Source organism: Kitasatospora sp. NPDC057512 (assembly GCF_042802135.1).
Lineage (GTDB): Bacteria > Actinomycetota > Actinomycetes > Streptomycetales > Streptomycetaceae > Kitasatospora.
In genome coordinates, this window is record NZ_JBHVET010000086.1 from 1 (window position 1) to 17,593 (window position 17,593).

19 protein-coding genes are annotated in these 17,593 nt (G+C 70.3%); all 19 read left to right on the forward strand.

The window, feature by feature from the left end:
- The first annotated feature begins 92 nt into the window (after window positions 1–92).
- The 19 genes from ACFU6K_RS08835 to ACFU6K_RS08925 all read left to right on the forward strand — a co-directional run bounded on the left by ACFU6K_RS08835 (window position 93) and on the right by ACFU6K_RS08925 (window position 17,567).
- Window positions 93–1,205: an LCP family protein gene (locus ACFU6K_RS08835; protein WP_380661767.1), complete on the forward strand. Its 1,113-nt coding sequence runs from the start codon at window positions 93–95 to the stop codon at window positions 1,203–1,205.
- Window positions 1,206–1,342: 137 nt separating this feature from the next.
- Window positions 1,343–1,564: a 50S ribosomal protein L31 gene (gene rpmE, locus ACFU6K_RS08840; protein WP_030057539.1), complete on the forward strand. Its 222-nt coding sequence runs from the start codon at window positions 1,343–1,345 to the stop codon at window positions 1,562–1,564.
- Window positions 1,565–1,696: 132 nt separating this feature from the next.
- Window positions 1,697–2,776: a peptide chain release factor 1 gene (gene prfA / locus ACFU6K_RS08845; protein ID WP_380661768.1), complete on the forward strand. Its 1,080-nt coding sequence runs from the start codon at window positions 1,697–1,699 to the stop codon at window positions 2,774–2,776.
- Between the two features lie 63 nt (window positions 2,777–2,839).
- Window positions 2,840–3,706: a peptide chain release factor N(5)-glutamine methyltransferase gene (gene prmC, locus ACFU6K_RS08850; protein WP_049658073.1), complete on the forward strand. Its 867-nt coding sequence runs from the start codon at window positions 2,840–2,842 to the stop codon at window positions 3,704–3,706.
- Window positions 3,707–3,822: 116 nt separating this feature from the next.
- On the forward strand, window positions 3,823–4,470 hold the full coding sequence (locus ACFU6K_RS08855) for an L-threonylcarbamoyladenylate synthase (RefSeq protein WP_380661769.1): 648 nt from the start codon (window positions 3,823–3,825) through the stop codon (window positions 4,468–4,470).
- Window positions 4,471–4,484: 14 nt separating this feature from the next.
- Window positions 4,485–5,144, forward strand: coding sequence for a protein-tyrosine-phosphatase (locus ACFU6K_RS08860; RefSeq protein WP_369808349.1), 660 nt, complete (start codon window positions 4,485–4,487; stop codon window positions 5,142–5,144).
- A gap of 129 nt (window positions 5,145–5,273) precedes the next feature.
- Window positions 5,274–6,554 carry a serine hydroxymethyltransferase gene (gene glyA / locus ACFU6K_RS08865; RefSeq protein WP_380661770.1) on the forward strand — a complete coding sequence of 427 codons (1,281 nt, stop codon included), beginning with the start codon at window positions 5,274–5,276 and terminating at the stop codon, window positions 6,552–6,554.
- Window positions 6,555–6,726: 172 nt separating this feature from the next.
- Window positions 6,727–8,016 (forward strand): MraY family glycosyltransferase, encoded by a 1,290-nt coding sequence (locus ACFU6K_RS08870; protein ID WP_380661771.1) that lies wholly within the window; start codon window positions 6,727–6,729, stop codon window positions 8,014–8,016.
- Between the two features lie 295 nt (window positions 8,017–8,311).
- Window positions 8,312–8,755 (forward strand): hypothetical protein, encoded by a 444-nt coding sequence (locus tag ACFU6K_RS08875; RefSeq protein WP_380661772.1) that lies wholly within the window; start codon window positions 8,312–8,314, stop codon window positions 8,753–8,755.
- Between the two features lie 285 nt (window positions 8,756–9,040).
- A complete protein-coding gene (gene atpB, locus ACFU6K_RS08880; protein ID WP_049651806.1) occupies window positions 9,041–9,853 on the forward strand; it encodes a F0F1 ATP synthase subunit A in 813 nt (270 codons plus the stop codon).
- A 96-nt stretch (window positions 9,854–9,949) separates the two neighbouring features.
- The gene (gene atpE, locus ACFU6K_RS08885) at window positions 9,950–10,186 is read left to right on the forward strand and encodes an ATP synthase F0 subunit C (protein ID WP_031074289.1); all 237 of its coding nucleotides are present in this window, start codon (window positions 9,950–9,952) and stop codon (window positions 10,184–10,186) included.
- Window positions 10,187–10,221: 35 nt separating this feature from the next.
- The gene (locus tag ACFU6K_RS08890; RefSeq protein ID WP_107086439.1) at window positions 10,222–10,782 is read left to right on the forward strand and encodes a F0F1 ATP synthase subunit B; all 561 of its coding nucleotides are present in this window, start codon (window positions 10,222–10,224) and stop codon (window positions 10,780–10,782) included.
- Entirely contained in the window at window positions 10,779–11,594 is an 816-nt protein-coding gene (locus ACFU6K_RS08895; RefSeq protein ID WP_380661774.1) for a F0F1 ATP synthase subunit delta, read from the forward strand. Before ACFU6K_RS08890 ends, ACFU6K_RS08895 begins: the two co-directional genes overlap by 4 nt.
- 156 nt (window positions 11,595–11,750) lie before the next feature.
- Window positions 11,751–13,325: a F0F1 ATP synthase subunit alpha gene (atpA, locus tag ACFU6K_RS08900; RefSeq protein WP_380661775.1), complete on the forward strand. Its 1,575-nt coding sequence runs from the start codon at window positions 11,751–11,753 to the stop codon at window positions 13,323–13,325.
- 32 nt (window positions 13,326–13,357) lie between these two features.
- Entirely contained in the window at window positions 13,358–14,272 is a 915-nt protein-coding gene (locus ACFU6K_RS08905) for a F0F1 ATP synthase subunit gamma (protein ID WP_049651803.1), read from the forward strand.
- Window positions 14,273–14,274: 2 nt separating this feature from the next.
- Window positions 14,275–15,720, forward strand: coding sequence for a F0F1 ATP synthase subunit beta (gene atpD, locus ACFU6K_RS08910; protein WP_049651802.1), 1,446 nt, complete (start codon window positions 14,275–14,277; stop codon window positions 15,718–15,720).
- 186 nt (window positions 15,721–15,906) lie between these two features.
- Window positions 15,907–16,290, forward strand: coding sequence for a F0F1 ATP synthase subunit epsilon (locus ACFU6K_RS08915; protein WP_030057524.1), 384 nt, complete (start codon window positions 15,907–15,909; stop codon window positions 16,288–16,290).
- Between the two features lie 148 nt (window positions 16,291–16,438).
- Window positions 16,439–16,939, forward strand: a complete 501-nt coding sequence (locus ACFU6K_RS08920; protein WP_049651801.1) for a DUF2550 domain-containing protein — start codon at window positions 16,439–16,441, stop codon at window positions 16,937–16,939.
- Window positions 16,940–16,994: 55 nt separating this feature from the next.
- A complete protein-coding gene (locus ACFU6K_RS08925; RefSeq protein WP_380661777.1) occupies window positions 16,995–17,567 on the forward strand; it encodes a cob(I)yrinic acid a,c-diamide adenosyltransferase in 573 nt (190 codons plus the stop codon).
- Window positions 17,568–17,593 lie beyond the last annotated feature (26 nt).

Sequence of the window (17,593 nt, forward strand, 5' to 3'; positions counted from 1 at the left end):
GTCCGGGGTTCCGTGCGTCCGGGTCGCTTTGTTCCAGAGTCGGGACACCTTGGGGGCGTTTGGATCATGTTGTCCGATTTACCCTGGACCGTATGGCCGAGCACAAGAGGGTCCTGAGTCGCCGCCGCAGAATCCTGCGGACGGCCGCCTGCGCGTTCGCCGCGCTCGTCGTCCTCGGCGCCGGCGCGGGCCTCTTCGCCTACTTCAGGCTCAACGGGAACATCAGGAGCGTCGACATCGACGCCCGGCTCGGCGACGCCCGGCCGCCGGCCGCCACCGACGGCTCCTTCAACATCCTGGTGCTCGGCTCCGATTCGCGGGTCGGCGACAACGGCTCGGTCGCCGGCGGGGACACCGGCGGCACCGCCCGCTCGGACACCGCGATGGTGGTGCACGTCAACCAGGCCCACTCCGGCGCCCAGGTCGTCTCGATCCCGCGCGACACCCTGGTCGCCCGCCCCGACTGCGTCGACGCGAACGGCAGGACGGTGCCCGGCGCCAAGCGCGCGATGTACAACAGCGCGTTCGAGAGCGGCGGCGCGGCCTGCGCGGTCAAGACCACCGAGCAGCTCACCGGGCTGCGGATGGACCACTACCTGCAGGTCGACTTCGCGGGCTTCGCCCGGGTCGTGGACGCGATAGGCGGGGCCACCGTGACCACCACGGTGGCCATCCACGACAAGGACAGCGGGCTCGACCTGCCGCCCGGCGAGCACCACCTGAACGGAGAGCAGGCGCTGGCCTTCGTGCGCACCCGGCACGGCGTCGGCGACGGCAGCGACCTCGGCCGGATCGAGCTCCAGAAGCAGATGGTGAAGTCGCTGCTGCGGCAGGTCGGGGGGAGCGGGATGCTCACCAACCCGGTCAAGCTGTGGTCCGTCGGCGACACCGTGACCAGGAGCATCACCACCGACTCCGCGCTCGGCTCGGTGAACTCGCTGGTGGGGCTCGCCCAGGAGCTCAAGGGGATAGGCCCGGACCAGCTGAGCATGGTCACCCTGCCGGTGGAGACGGCCCCCAGCGACCCGAACCGGGTGGTCCCGCTGCAACCGCAGGCGGGGCAGGTCTGGGCGGCGCTCAAGGCCGACCAGCCGTTCCCGTCCGCGGTCGTCTCCGCGCAGCCGGAGAACCCCGCCCAGGCGGCTCCCACGGCCCCCGCGCCGACCGCGGGGAAGCCGGGGGCGAAGGCCACCGCCACGCGCTGAGGGGGCCCGGAATATCCCGGAACGCGACCCGGTTTGGGAAGATGCGGCCGGTCCTGGCAGACTGGTCCGTCGGTCCCGGTTCACGTGCGGTGCCCCATCCGCCGACCCGGTACCCTCCCGAAACCTAGGAGAACCCCTTGAAGCCCAACGTTCACCCCGAGTACGTGGTCACGCGCGTGACCTGCACCTGCGGCGCCGAGTTCACCACCCGCTCGACCGAGACCAGTGGCGAGATCCGCGCCGAGGTCTGCTCGCAGTGCCACCCGTTCTACACCGGCAAGCAGAAGATCCTCGACACCGGTGGCCGCGTGGCCCGCTTCGAGGCCCGCTTCGGCAAGCAGCACAGCGCGAAGGCCTAGCGCTCCCTCGGCGCCGGTTCCCGGTGCCCCCGTACTCGTTGTCGGGGGCGCTGGGGGCCGGCGCCGTTCGCGTCCCCCCGCGAGTTCCCCACCCCCCACACGTTTCCGAGTCACCGGGAAGAAGGCCACCCCATGTTCGAGGCAGTCGAAGAGCTCCTCGTCGAGCACGCCGACCTCGAGACGAGGCTGGCCGACCCGTCCGTCCACGCCGACCAGGCCAACGCCCGCAAGCTGGCCAAGCGGTACGCCGAGCTGACCCCGATCACCCGGGTCTACCGGCAGTGGCGGCAGGCCGGCGAGGACATCGAGGCCGCGCGTGAACTCGCCGCGGAGGACCCGGAGTTCATCGCCGAGGCGAAGGCCTCCGAGGCGCGCCGGGACGAGCTCACCGAGGAGCTGCGGCTGCTGCTGGTGCCGCGCGACCCGAGTGACGACAAGGACGTCATCCTGGAGATCAAGGCGGGCGAGGGCGGCGAGGAGTCCGCGCTGTTCGCCGGCGACCTGCTCCGGATGTACCTGCGCTACGCGGAGCGGATCGGCTGGAAGACCGAGATCATCGACGCCAACGAGTCCGACCTCGGCGGCTACAAGGACGTCTCGGTGGCCGTGAAGACCAAGGGCAACGCCGAGCCCGGCCAGGGCGTCTGGGCCCGGCTGAAGTACGAGGGCGGCGTGCACCGCGTGCAGCGCGTCCCCGCCACCGAGTCGCAGGGCCGCATCCACACCTCCGCGGCGGGCGTGCTGGTCACCCCCGAGGCGGAGGAGGTCGAGGTCGAGATCGTCGCCAACGACCTGCGGATCGACGTCTACCGCTCCTCCGGCCCCGGCGGCCAGTCGGTCAACACCACCGACTCCGCGGTCCGGATCACCCACCTGCCGACCGGTATCGTGGCGTCCTGCCAGAACGAGAAGAGCCAGCTCCAGAACAAGGAGCAGGCGATGCGCATCCTGCGTTCGCGGCTGCTGGCCGCCGCGCAGGAGGAGGCCGAGCGGGAGGCCTCGGACGCGCGCCGCAGCCAGGTCCGTACGGTCGACCGCTCCGAGCGGATCCGCACGTACAACTACCCCGAGAACCGCATCTCGGACCACCGCACCGGATTCAAGGCGTACAACCTGGACCAGGTCCTGGACGGCGAACTGAACGCGGTGATCCAGTCCTGCGTCGACAAGGACGCGGCGGCCAAGCTCGCCGCCGCGGCCCAAGAGAACTGAGACCGGCGCGCCCCAGCCCGCGCTTCGCCCGAAGCCGGAGCGCAGAAACAAGAGGTCGTACGGATGAACCTGCTGCTCGCCGAGGTGGCCCAGGCCACCCAGCGGTTGGCCGCGGCCGGCGTGCCGTCGCCGCGCTTCGACGCGGAGGAGCTCGCCGCCTACGTCCACCGCGTCAAGCGCAGCCAGCTGCACACGGTGAAGGACGCCGACTTCGACGCCCGCTACTGGGAGGCGGTCTCCCGCCGCGAGGCGCGCGAGCCGCTCCAGCACATCACCGGGCGGGCGTTCTTCCGCTACCTCGAACTGGAGGTCGGCCCCGGGGTGTTCGTGCCCCGGCCGGAGACCGAGACGGTCGTCGAGTGGGCGATAGACGCGGTGCGCGACATGGACGTGGCCGAGCCGCTGGTGGTGGACCTGTGCTCCGGCTCCGGCGCGATCGCGCTCGCCCTGGCCCAGGAACTGCCGCGCTCCACCGTGCACGCCTTCGAACTGGACGAGGGGGCGCTGGAGTACACCCGGCGCAACATCGAGGCCAGCCCGGACCGCGCCCGGGTCACCCTGCACGCCGGTGACGCCACCAAGGCCTTCGAGGACGACCGCTCCTGGGACGGCCGCTTCGACCTGGTCATCTCCAACCCGCCGTACATCCCGCTCACCGAGTGGGAGTACGTCGCGCCGGAGGCCCGCGACCACGACCCGCAGATGTCGCTGTTCTCCGGCGAGGACGGCCTGGACACCATCCGCGGCATCGAGCGGGTCGCGGCCCGACTGCTGCGCCCGGGCGGCGCGGTGGTGATCGAGCATGCCGACCAGCAGGGCGGCCAGGTGCCGTGGATCTTCAACGAGGAACACGGCTGGACGGACACCGCCGACCACCGCGACCTGAACAACCGGCCCCGCTTCACGACCGCCCGGAGGGTCGGGTCGTGAACAGTCGGGCACAGGACCACGGCCCGGAGGGTCGGGTCGTGACCACCGAGCACCGTACGACGGCGCGTAAGGCTGCGCTGTAACGCCATGAGCCACTCCGGAAGGGGACCGCACCGATGAGCCGCCGTTACGACTGTGCCGATGCCGGGGACCGCGCCACCGGTCTGCGCGAGGCCGCCTCGGCCATCCGCCGCGGCGAACTCGTCGTGCTGCCCACCGACACCCTGTACGGGGTCGGTGCGGACGCCTTCTCCCCGGAGGCGGTCGGCGAGCTGATGGCCGCCCGCGGCCGCGGCCGCAACACGCCCTCGCCGGTGCTGGTCGGCTCGCCGACCACCCTGCACGGCCTGGTCACCGACTTCTCCGAGCAGGCCTGGGAGCTGGTCGACGCCTTCTGGCCCGGCGGGCTCACCCTGGTCGCCCGGCACCAGCCGTCGCTGCGCTGGGACCTCGGCGACACCCGCGGCACCGTCGCGGTCCGGATGCCGCTGCACCCGGTCGCCATCGAGCTGCTGAACAACACCGGCCCGCTGGCCGTCTCCAGCGCCAACCGGATCGGCGGGGTCTCCCCGCTGACCTGCGACGAGGCACAGGCCCAGCTCGGCGACGCGGTCTCGGTCTACCTGGACGGCGGGGCGGCCGAGGACTCCGCCACCTCGTCGATCGTGGACGTCACCGGCAAGGTCCCGGTCCTGCTGCGGGCCGGTGCGATCAGCGTCGAGCAGCTGAGGGAGGTCGTCCCCGACCTGGAGGCCGGCAGTTGACGCCCACCGCCTCGCTGCACGCCGGGCCGGGCATAGCGCCGTACCTGAGCGTGGGCCCCAGGCCGCTGGACCACTTCCGGATCCTGTTCGTCTGCACGGGGAACATCTGCCGCTCGCCGATCGCCGAGCGGCTGACCCGGCGTGAGCTGGACACCCGGCTGAGCCCCCGGGTGGCCGGCCGGATCCTGGTGGAGAGCGCCGGCACCTGGGGCCACGAGGGCGCGCCGATGGAGGACCACGCCGCGACCGTGCTCGACGAGTACGGCGCCGACAGCGGCGGCTTCACCGGCCGCGAGCTGCTGGACGAGCACGTGGTCGAGGCCGACCTGGTGCTCACCGCGACGCTGGACCACCGCGCCCAGGTGATCTCGATGGGCCACGAGGCGGGGCTGCGCACCTTCACGCTGAAGGAGTTCACCCGCCTGGTGCGGACGATAGACCCGGGCACCCTGCCGGACCCCCGGCGCGGCGCCGACGTCACCGAGCGGGCCCGCGCGCTGGTCCGGGCCGCTGCCGCGCTGCGCGGCTGGCTGCTGGCCGCCACGCCGGAGTCGGACGAGGTGGACGACCCGTACGGGGCGCCGATCGGCATGTTCCGCAACTGCGGCGAGGAGATATTCCACGCGGTCGACCCGGTGGTCACCGCGCTCACCGGCGTCCCCGCGCCGCGCTGACGGGCCGGGCCCGGGCCGGGCGCCCCCGCGCCGCCGGGCGGGGCCGTTCGGCGGCGGCCCGGCGGGCCGGGTGGCGGGAGCGGTCCTACGCTGGGTGACACAGTCCCCGCAGCGCCCGGGAGCCCCGCCATGACCGTCACCGATGCCGCGTCCGGCCCGACCGCCACGACCGGGCGCCCCTGGGCGTCCGAGGCGCTGCACCGGGCGGATCCGCAGCTGGCCGACCTGCTGGCCGCGGAGGCCGAGCGGCGCGCCGAAACGATCCAGCTGCTGGCGGGGGAGAACCTGACCACCCCCGCCGTCCTGGCGGCGCTCACCGGCCCGCTGATCGACAAGTACGCCGAGGGCTACCCGGGCCGACGGCACCACACCGGCTGCGCGCTGGCGGACGCCGCCGAGCTGCTGGCGATCGACCGGGCCCGCGAGCTGTTCGCCGCCCCGCACGCCAACGTCCAGCCCCGGTCGGCGACTTCGGCGATGCTGGCGGCGTACGCGGCGCTGCTGCGGCCCGGCGACGGGGTGCTGGCGATGTCGCTGGAGCACGGCGGCCACCTCAGCTGCGGCTCGCGCGCCAACTTCTCCGGGCGCTGGTTCGCCTTCACCGGTTACGGGGTGCGCGAGGCCGACGGGCTGATCGACCTCGACCAGGTCCGCGAGCTGGCCCGGCAGCACCGCCCCAAGGCCATCGTGGCGGGCTCGATCTCGCACCCCCGGCACCCGGACTGGGCGGCGTTCCGCGAGATCGCCGACGAGGTGGACGCCTACCTGATCGCCTCCGCCGCGCAGACCACCGGGCTGATCGCGGCCGGGGTGGCGCCCTCCCCGGTGCCGTACGCGGACGTCACGGTGGCGGCCACCCACAAGCTGCTGCGCGGCCCGCGCGGCGGGCTGCTGCTGTGCACCGCGGAGCTGGCCGAGCGGATCGACCGGGCGGTGTTCCCGTTCAGCCAGGGCGGCGCGGCGATGAACGAGGTGGCCGGCAAGGCGGTGGCCCTCGCGGAGGCCTCCAGGCCCGCGTACCGGGCGTACGCGCAGCGGACGGTGTCCGGGGCGCGGGCGCTCGCCGAGGGGCTCGCAGAGGCCGGAATGCGCCCGCTGACGGGCGGCACCGACACCCACCTGGTGACCGCCGACGTGAGTCCGCTCGGCGTGACCGGCGCGGAGGCCGAGCGGCGCTGCGCGGCGGCCGGGCTGCTGCTCGGCAAGTGCGCGCTGCCGTACGACCCGGCGCCGGCCGCCGAGACCTCCGGCATCCGGCTGGGCACGGGCACGGTCACCAGCCAGGGGATGGGGGAGCCGGAGCTGGCGGAGATCGCCGGGCTGATCGCGCGGGTGCTCGCCGGGGACGCGGCCGTCCCGGCCGCGGCGCGGGTCCGGGAGCTGGCGGCGGCCTTCGCCGACCGGGCCTGACGGCGGCCTTCCGCGGGTATCCGGATCTCCTACCCGGGAGGGCGAACCGCGATGCACGGTCCGGGCGTCCGACTCAATAAGGTGTGTGCCGTGGCGACGCACCTCGAACCCCGGGAAGGCAGGGGAGTACCTTCGGTACTTCCCCGTTCGACAGTGATGCAGGAGGCCAGTGGTGCGTGAGTATCTGCTGGTGCTGTTCTGCACGGCCGCCGTCACCTACCTGCTGACGGGCCCGGTCCGGAAGTTCGCCATCGCGGCCGGCGCCATGCCGCCGGTGCGCGCCCGCGACGTGCACCGCGAACCCACGCCGCGGCTCGGCGGCATCGCGATGTTCGGCGGACTGTGCGCGGGCATCCTGGTCGCCTCGCAGCTGGACAACCTGAGCAAGGTGTTCTCCCAGGGCACCGACATCCGCGCGCTGCTGTCCGGCGCCGGGATCATGTTCCTGCTCGGGGTGCTCGACGACAAGTGGGGCGTGGACGCGCTGGTGAAGCTCGGCGGCCAGATGATCGCCGCCGGCGTGATGGTCTGGCAGGGCGTCACGGTGATCACCCTCCCGGTGCCCGGCGTCGGCCCGGTCGCGGTGAGCCCGACCCAGGGCATGGTCATCTCGGTCACCCTGGTCGTCGTCATGGTCAACGCGGTGAACTTCATCGACGGCCTGGACGGCCTGGCCGGCGGCATGGTCTGCATCGCCGCGATGGCCTTCTTCCTGTACAGCTACCGGCTCTGGTACGGCTACACGATCTCCGACGCGGCCCCCGCCGTGCTGTTCAGCGTGCTGCTGATCGGCATGTGCCTGGGCTTCCTGGCGCACAACATGCACCCCGCGCGGATCTTCATGGGCGACTCCGGTTCGATGATGCTGGGCCTGATGCTGGCCGTCGCCGCGATCTCCATCACCGGCCGGGTCGACCCGGACCTGATCAGCAACGAGGCCGGTTCGCAGACCGCCGCCGTGCACGCCCTGGTGCCGATCTACATCCCGCTGCTGCTGCCGCTGACGGTCATCGCGCTGCCGCTGGCCGACCTGCTGCTCGCGGTGGTGCGCCGCACCTGGGCCGGCCAGTCCCCGTTCGCCGCGGACAAGCGCCACCTGCACCACCGGCTGCTCCAGGTCGGGCACTCGCACAGCCGCGCCGTGATGATCATGTACTTCTGGGCCGCGCTGATCGCCTTCGGCTCGGTCGCCTTCTCGGTGACCAACACCGGCCGCACCGTCGTCCTGACGCTCGCCGGGCTCTGCCTGGTCGGCCTGGTGGTGCTGCTCACCCCGCGGTTCCGGCCGCGCGCCCCGCGGGCGGTGCAGTCCTTCGTCCCCCCGCGCTACCGCCGGCAGCAGAGCGGTCCGATGGCTGAACTGTCGGCCAAGGACAAGGAACTCCTGGGTGAAGCCGGGCGGGAATCCGGCGTGGGCTCCACCGCGGCCGGCTCCCACCCCAAGGCCACCGGCCGCCACTGACAAGGGAGTTGATGCCACGACAGGTGGCCGTCACCCGAACGGCGGAATCGTTGCGCCGTTGGTGTGACAGGTGCCACACATTCATGGTAAAGCTCTCATCAAATAGTTTGTGATACCGTTCACGAGTATCGAGAACACGCCGAAAGACCTGACAGGTGGATGACTTCCGTCCCTGTCGGTCTCCCTCACCGGGCCCGTCGCTCCCATGGCGGCCCGCGGCGATGCCTCGGTCCGGTGTCACCCGCCACCGCAGTGCCCGTCCCCCGCCACTCGACATGCCGCCGGAGCTGCCGACATGCCGTCCACCGACGCCCGGATCCTCCGAGGCGCCGCGATTCCCACTGCGGTCGCCGGAATCATCGCCATGGTGATCTCCTTTGCCGTTGCCGGTGGGAAGGGGCTGCTCGGCGCCCTCTTCGGCGCGCTCCTCGTGATGGCCTTCTTCAGCTTCGGCCAGGTCGCGCTCGACCGGCTGACCAGGTCGAACCCGCAGATCATGATGGCCGCGGCGCTGCTGGTGTACACCACGCAGATCCTGCTGGTCGGCATCGTGCTCGCCGTCTTCAAGGACACCGACCTGTTCAACCGGCAGGCCTTCGCGTTCACCCTGCTCGGCTGCGCCCTGATCTGGACGGGCTTCCAGGTGCGCGGTGCGCTCAAGGCCAAAACCTTCTACGTCGACCCCGACGCCTCCGAAAAGAAGGGCGACAAGCCCTCCGACAAGGGGCGTCAACAGTGACGAGGCCCAACTGTCCCCCCAACGAGGGGGGCGGTGTTTATGCCGCACTGACGGGCTGCTATCGTCCGTCGCAACAACGGAGTACGGGAAGAGGCCTGGTCTGTCCGGAGAGCGGACGGATCGCCCCCCTGATCCGCGCAGTCTTCGATGATCCCGCTGTGGTGCCGTGCACCGGCGCGCGGGGTCGGCGAGAAACCCATCAAGTTCCAGTGCCGCTCCGTGGTCGCAGGCCACGCCGACACACCGAGGTTGCCGTAACCATGCGTCACGACGAAGGAGTCCGCGGTGAGTGCTGAACTCACGTCCCTCGCCTCAGGCAGTTGCCACTTCGGGGACGCTGGCTGTGGCTTCCCGGCCCCGGGTCTGAACGAGTTCCAGTTCAAGCCGATCTTCTCGATCGGCAGCATCGAGTTCAACAAGCCGATGCTGCTGTCGATCATCGTCGCGCTCCTGGTTGTCGTGTTCTTCTGGGCCGCCTTCGCCAAGCCGCGCCTCGTCCCCGGCAAGCTGCAGCTGGTCGGTGAGATCGGCTACGACTTCGTCAAGCGCTCCATCGTGCTGGAGACGATCGGCAAGAAGGGCGAGAAGTACGTCCCGATGCTGGTCTCGATGTTCTTCTTCATCTGGTTGATGAACATCATGTCGATCATCCCGTTCGCACAGTTCCCGGTGTCGGCGGCGATCGCGTTCCCGGCCGGCCTCGCGGCGGTCGTGTGGATCACCTACATGACGCTGACCTTCAAGAAGCACGGCTTCGTCGGCGGTCTCAAGAACCTCTGCTGGCCGTCGGGCATCCCCGGCTGGGTCATGTTCATCCTGGTGCCGATCGAGTTCTTCTCGAACATCTTCGTGCGCCCCTTCACGCTCGCGGTCCGAGCCTTCGCGAACATGTTCGCCGGCCACCTGCTGATCGTGATGTTCTCCATCGCCTCCTGGTACCTGCTCAGCCCGTCCCTGGGCGCGCTGTACGGCTCGGCCTCGTTCATCGTCGCCGTCGGCCTGACCGCCTTCGAGCTGCTGGTCCAGTTCCTGCAGGCCTACATCTTCGTGATGCTGGCCAGCAGCTACATCGCCGGTGCCCTGGAAGAGGCGCACTGAGCCCCGGGGCCCCGGCCCCGCCGAGAACCACTTCCCGTCCCGGATCGCCCGGTGGCCAATCACCACCGGTTCACCACCCTGCAAAGGACAACGTCAATGAGCATCCTCGCTGAGGGCACTGTCTACGGTTCCGTCGCCTCCCTGGGCTACGGCCTCGCCGCCATCGGCCCCGGCATCGGCGTCGGTCTGATCTTCGGTAACGGTGTCCAGGCCATGGCCCGCCAGCCCGAGGCTGCCGGTCTCATCCGTTCCAACATGTTCATCGGCTTCGCGCTGACCGAGGCGCTCGCCCTCATCGGCATCGTCATGCCGTTCGTCTTCGGCAACAAGTAATCCCGCCGTAGACCCTTTCTGAGGAAGGTCCAGATATGAGCATGGCGATCGTCCAGCTCGCGGCCGAGGAGAAGATGAACCCTCTCCTCCCCGCGTGGCCCGAGATCATCATCGGCCTGCTCTGCTTCTTCATCGTCTTCGGTCTGCTCGGCAAGAAGCTCCTCCCCAGCATCGAGAAGGTGCTGTCGGAGCGCCGGGACGCGATCGAGGGCGGGATGGAGCGCGCCGAGGCCGCCCAGGTGGAGGCCCAGGCCCTGCTTGAGCAGTACCGCGCCGAGCTCGCCGAGGCGCGCCACGAGGCTGCCCGCATCGTCGAGCAGGCTCGCGAGCAGGGTGCCGCCCAGCTCGCCGAGATGCGCGAGGAGGGCCAGCGTCAGCGCGAGGCCATCGTCGCCGCCGGTCACGCCCAGATCGAGGCGGACAAGAAGCAGGCCACTGCCGCCCTGCGTCAGGACGTGGGCTCGCTGGCCACCCAGCTGGCGTCCCGCATCGTGGGTGAGTCCCTCGAGGACCACACCCGGCAGAGCGGCGTCATCGACCGCTTCCTGGACGAGCTGGAGGCCAAGGCCGCCGTTGCTCAGGGTGCGGCCAAGTGATCGGCGCCAGCCGTGAGGCCCTCGCCGCCGGCCGGCAGAACCTGGAGAGCCTGACCGACTCCACCTCGGTGGACGCGGCCAAGCTCGCCGAGGAGCTCACCGCCGTCACGGCCGTGCTGGACCGCGAGGTGTCGCTGCGCCGCGTCCTGACCGACCCCTCGCGGTCGGGCCAGGACAAGGCCCAGCTGGTCACCTCGCTGCTGACCGGCCAGGTCTCCGGCGAGGCCGTCGACCTGGTCTCCGGCCTGGTCCGCTCCCGCTGGTCGGGCTCGCGCGACCTGGTGGACGCGACCGAGGAGCTCGCCGCCTACGCGGAGATCATCGCCGCGGACAAGGCCGGCGCCCTGGACGACGTCGAGGACGAGCTCTTCCGCTTCGGCCGGGTGGTGAGCGGCTCGCACGAGCTGCGCGCCGCGCTGACCGAGCCGAAGGCCGGTGCCGTCGCGAAGGCCGAGCTGATCGGCAAGCTGCTCGGCGGCCGCGCCCACGCCGGTACCGTCCGGCTGGTCACCGCCCTCGTCAACGTGCCGCGTGGCCGTAGCCTGGAGCAGGGCCTCGAGTCCTACTCGAAGCTCGCCGCCGCGCGCCGTGGCCGCGTGGTGGCCCTGGTCACCACCGCGGTGCCGCTGTCGGACACCCAGAAGGAGCGCCTGTCCGGTGCTCTGGCCCGGATGTACGGCCGCCAGGTCCACCTGAACATCGACGTCGACCCCGAGGTCGTCGGCGGCGTCCGGGTGCAGATCGGCGACGAGATCATCAACGGCACCGTGTCGAGCCGCCTCGAGGGCGCTCGCCAGTCGCTCGAAGGCTGAGCACCCAAGCAGCACATCCGACCCTCGGTCGGGAAACCGGCTCCCCAAGGAGCCGGCACATCGTACGGCCGGTTCGGAAGACCCGGCCGAGAGTCGAATACTTGCGGCCCTCAATGGCGGGCCGAGGATCGCAAACTAGGAGAGCAGGGAAGCCTGATGGCGGAGCTTACGATCCGTCCGGAGGAGATCCGGGACGCGCTGGCCGACTTTGTCCAGTCGTACCAGCCGGACGCCGCTTCTGTGGAAGAGGTCGGCACGGTCACTGACGCAGCGGACGGCATCGCGCATGTCGAGGGCCTGCCCTCGGTCATGGCGAACGAGCTGCTGAAGTTCGAGGACGGCACGCTCGGCCTCGCGCTGAACCTCGACACCCGCGAGATCGGTGTCGTCGTCCTCGGTGAGTTCGGCGGCATCGAAGAGGGCCAGACCGTGCGCCGCACCGGCGAGGTCCTCTCGGTTCCGGTCGGCGACGGCTACCTCGGCCGCGTCGTGGACCCGCTGGGCAACCCGATCGACGGCCTGGGCGACATCGCCGCCACCGGTCGCCGTGCCCTTGAGCTGCAGGCCCCCGGCGTCATGGCCCGCAAGTCGGTCAAGCAGCCGCTGCAGACCGGCATCAAGGCCATCGACGCGATGACCCCGATCGGCCGCGGCCAGCGCCAGCTGATCATCGGCGACCGCCAGACCGGCAAGACCGCGGTGGCCGTCGACACGATCATCAACCAGCGTGACAACTGGCGCTCGGGCGACCCGGAGAAGCAGGTCCGCTGCATCTACGTCGCCGTGGGCCAGAAGGGCTCCACCATCGCGTCCGTCCGCGGCGCCCTGGAGGAGGCCGGCGCGCTGGAGTACACCACCATCGTGGCCGCTCCCGCCTCCGACCCGGCCGGCTTCAAGTACCTGGCCCCGTACACCGGTTCGGCCATCGGCCAGGAGTGGATGTACGACGGCAAGCACGTCCTGATCATCTTCGACGACCTGTCGAAGCAGGCCGAGGCCTACCGTTCCGTCTCCCTGCTGCTGCGCCGCCCGCCGGGCCGCGAGGCCTACCCGGGTGACGTCTTCTACCTGCACTCCCGTCTGCTGGAGCGCTGCGCCAAGCTGAACGACGCCCTGGGCGGCGGCTCGATGACCGGTCTGCCGATCATCGAGACCAAGGCCAACGACGTCTCGGCGTACATCCCGACCAACGTCATCTCCATCACCGACGGCCAGTGCTTCCTGGAGTCCGACCTGTTCAACGCCGGCATCCGCCCGGCCGTGAACGTCGGTATCTCGGTCTCCCGCGTCGGTGGCTCCGCCCAGATCAAGGCCATGCGCTCGGTCGCCGGCCGCCTGCGTCTGGACCTCGCCCAGTACCGCGAGCTGGAGGCCTTCGCCGCCTTCGGTTCCGACCTGGACGCGGCCTCCAAGGCCCAGCTGGAGCGCGGTGCGCGCATGGTCGAGCTGCTGAAGCAGGGCCAGTACCAGCCGTTCCCGGTCGAGGAGCAGGTCGTCTCCATCTGGGCCGGCACCACCGGCAAGCTGGACGACGTCCCGGTCGCCGAGATCCGCCGCTTCGAGCGCGAGTTCCTGGACCACGTCCGCCTCCAGCACAAGGACCTGCTGGCCGGCATCGTGGAGACCGGCCTGCTGGCCGACGGCACCGTCGACGCGCTGACCAGCGCCGTCGAGGCCTTCAAGCAGGGTTACCAGACCGCTGACGGCAAGCTGCTCTCCGAGCAGGCCTGAGTCCGGTAGCGAGGGAAAGGACGTAACGACCCATGGGAGCACAGCTTCGGGTCTACAAGCGCCGGATCCGCTCTGTCACCGCGACGAAGAAGATCACCAAGGCGATGGAGATGATCTCCGCGTCGCGCATCGTCAAGGCGCAGCGCGCGGTGGCCGCCTCCACTCCGTACGCCGACGAGCTCACCCGGGCGGTGACGGCGGTGGCCACCCGGTCCAACGCCAAGCACCCGCTCACCACCGAGAACCCGGCCGCCAAGCGCGCCGCCGTCCTGCTGATCACGGCGGACCGCGGCCTGGCGGGCGGCTACTCGACCAACGCCATCAAGGCCGCCCAGGTGCTCAGCGAGCGCCTGCGGTCCGAGGGCAAGGACGTGGTGACGTACATCATCGGCCGCAAGGGCGTCTCGTACTACACGTTCCGCGGTCTGACGGTCGCGGACTCGTGGACGGGGTTCTCGGACAAGCCGACCTACGGTGACGCGAAGACCGTGGCGGCCGACCTGATCGAGGCCTTCACGGCCGAGACCGGCGGCGTGGACGAGCTCCACCTGGTCTCCACCGAGTTCGTGTCCATGCTGACGCAGAACGCGGTCGAGGCGCGGCTGCTGCCGCTGAAGCTGGACGAGGTCCAGCTCAGCGACCAGTCGCCGGCCAAGTCGGAGATCTTCCCGCTGTACGACTTCGAGCCGTCGGCGGAGGGCGTCCTGGACGCGCTCCTGCCGCGGTACGTCGAGAGCCGGATCTACAACGCGCTGCTGCAGTCGGCCGCTTCCGAGCACGCCGCCCGCCGCCGCGCGATGAAGAGCGCGACGGACAACGCCGGCGAGCTCATCAAGTCGCTCACGCGGCTTGCCAACTCGGCCCGTCAGGCCGAGATCACCCAGGAAATCAGCGAGATCGTCGGCGGCGCCAACGCCCTCGCCGACGCTAGCCGCGGGAGCGAATGAGTATGACCACCACTGTTGAGCCGACCACGGCGACGGGCCGCGTCGCGCGGGTCATCGGCCCGGTCGTCGACGTGGAGTTCCCCGTCGACGCGATTCCGGACATGTACAACGCCCTGCACGTCGAGGTGGACAACCCCGACGGCACGGGCAAGAAGATCCTGACCCTCGAGGTCGCCCAGCACCTCGGCGACGGCATGGTCCGCGGCATCTCGATGCAGCCGACCGACGGCCTGGTCCGTGGTTCGCAGGTCTCCGACACCGGTGCGGCGATCTCCGTCCCGGTCGGCCAGATCACCAAGGGCAAGGTGTTCAACGCCCTCGGTGACGTGCTGAACGTCGACAAGGCGGAGTTCGACAAGCAGGTCGAGGTCCGCTGGCCGATCCACCGCAAGGCTCCCGAGTTCAAGGACCTCGAGTCCAAGACCGAGATGTTCGAGACCGGTATCAAGGTCATCGACCTGCTCACCCCGTACGTCACGGGTGGCAAGATCGGTCTGTTCGGTGGTGCCGGTGTCGGCAAGACCGTTCTGATCCAGGAGATGATCTACCGCGTCGCCGAGAACTTCGGTGGTGTGTCGGTGTTCGCCGGTGTCGGCGAGCGCACCCGTGAGGGCAACGACCTCATCGACGAGATGGTCGACTCGGGCGTTCTGGACAAGACCGCGCTGGTCTTCGGCCAGATGGACGAGCCGCCGGGCACCCGTCTGCGGGTCGCGCTGTCCGCGCTGACCATGGCGGAGTACTTCCGTGACGTCGAGAAGCAGGACGTGCTCCTCTTCATCGACAACATCTTCCGGTTCACCCAGGCCGGTTCCGAGGTGTCGACCCTGCTCGGCCGCATGCCCTCCGCGGTGGGCTACCAGCCGAACCTGGCCGACGAGATGGGCCTCCTGCAGGAGCGCATCACCTCGACCCGCGGTCACTCGATCACCTCGATGCAGGCGATCTACGTCCCCGCGGACGACCTGACCGACCCGGCGCCGGCCACCACCTTCGCCCACCTGGACGCGACCACCGTTCTGTCGCGCCCGATCTCGGAGAAGGGCATCTACCCGGCCGTCGACCCGCTGGACTCCACGTCCCGCATCCTCGACCCGCGGTACATCGCGCAGACCCACTACGACACGGCCATCCGTATCAAGGGGATCCTGCAGAAGTACAAGGACCTCCAGGACATCATCGCGATCCTCGGCATCGACGAGCTGTCCGAAGAGGACAAGATCACGGTGCACCGTGCCCGTCGCATCGAGCGCTTCCTCTCGCAGAACACCTACGTGGCGAAGCAGTTCACCGGTGTCGAGGGTTCGACCGTGCCGCTGTCGGAGACCATCGAGGCCTTCAACGCGATCGCGGACGGCAAGTACGACTCCGTCCCGGAGCAGGCCTTCTTCATGTGCGGTGGCATCGAGGACCTCGAGAAGAACGCCGCCGAGCTGGCGAAGAAGTAATCGCGGCCGGTAGCAGCTGTGCGTGACCGTGAGGGGTGGGCCCCAGCCCTGGGACCCACCCCTCGCGTCGCATCGGCTGTGATTCCGGTCAAATCCGTGCCGCCGGTTTCATGCCGGAGGCGCGGGGCCGTTATTCTTACCGAAACTCCCGAGTAATCGGGCGTTGCATGAGCCTAGGAGCCCACGTTGGCTGAGCTGCACGTCGAGCTGGTCGCAGCCGACCGCAAGGTGTGGTCCGGTGCGGCCACCATCGTCGTCGCCCGTACGGCCTCCGGTGACACCGGCATCATGCCGGGCCACACCCCGGTGCTGAGCGTGCTGGAGACCGGTCCCGTCACCATCCGCACGGTGGACGGCGGCACCGTGATCGCCGCGGTGCACGGCGGCTTCATCTCCTTCGCCGACAACAAGCTGTCTCTGCTCGCGGAGATCGCCGAGCTGGCGGACGAGATCGATGTCGCGCGTGCCGAGCGCGCACTGGAGAAGGCCAAGTCGGACCTGGACGAGCACGCCGAGCGGCGCGCCGAGGTCCGTCTGTTCGCGGCGCGCGGCCTCAAGGCCCACGCCTGAGTGCGCCGGACCCCGGCTTAGCGGGGTCGACCGACGGTCCCGGGGACGCGCGAGCGTGACCCCGGGACTGTCGTCGTAGTTGGTAGGTCAGCGCGGTCGCTTGATACGACCGTTACGGGGAACGCGGGTAGCGAGGAGGTAGGTGAGCATGGTCCTCGCGCTTGTGGTGTGTGCGGCGGTCGTGGCCCTGGGAGTGATCGGGCTGATGGCCTTCGCCGTCCGACGCCGCCTGATCCAGCGGGTCGGCGGCACCTTCGACTGCAGTTACCGGCTCAAAATGCCCGCCGACGCCTCGACGCAGCCCGACCTCGACGAGAACGGCAAACCCACCTCGGCCCCGGTCCCCCCGACCGACGGCAAGGGGTGGGTTTTTGGTATCGGCCGCTACAGCGGTGACTCGATCGAGTGGTTCCGGGTCTTCTCGTACGCCCCGCGCCCGCGCAAGATGCTTCCGCGCCGGGAGATCGAGGTGCTCGGCCGGCGCTACCCGGAGGGCCAGGAGGAACTGGCGCTGCTGTCCGGCTCGGTGGTGCTGCGCTGCCTGCACAACGGGGCGCCGCTGGAGCTGGCGATGAGCGAGGACGCGCTGACCGGCTTCCTGGCCTGGCTGGAGGCGGCCCCGCCGGGGCAGAGAGTCAATGTCGCGTAGCAGTGCTCCGCGAGACGGGGTTAACGCCGCCTAACCCGGCGGCTAGTCTGGCCGCATGGTCAATCTGACGCGCATCTACACCCGTACCGGCGATGACGGCACCACCGCGCTCGGCGACATGAGCCGGACCAGCAAGACCGATCCGAGACTGATCGCGTACGCGGACGCCAACGAGGCGAACGCGGCGATCGGGGTGGCCCTGGCCGCCGGGGAGCTGCCGGAGGACATGACGGCGGTGCTCGTCCGGGTCCAGAACGACCTGTTCGACGTCGGCGCCGACCTGTCGACCCCGGTGGTGGAGGACCCGAAGTACCCGCCGCTGCGGGTGCTGCAGTCCTACATCGACCGGCTGGAGGCGGACTGCGACGACTACCTGGCGCGGGTGGAGAAGCTGCGCAGCTTCATCCTGCCCGGCGGCACGCCCGGGGCGGCCCACCTGCACCTGGCCTGCACGGTGGTCCGGCGGGCCGAGCGCTCCACCTGGTCGGCGATCGCTGAGCACGGCGACAGCGTCAACCCGCTGACCGCGAAGTACCTCAACCGGCTGTCCGACCTGCTCTTCATCCTGGCCCGGGTGGCCAACAAGGAGCGCGGCGACGTGCTCTGGGTCCCGGGCGAGAACCGCTAGAACGCGACGAGGGCCCGTCCCCGGAC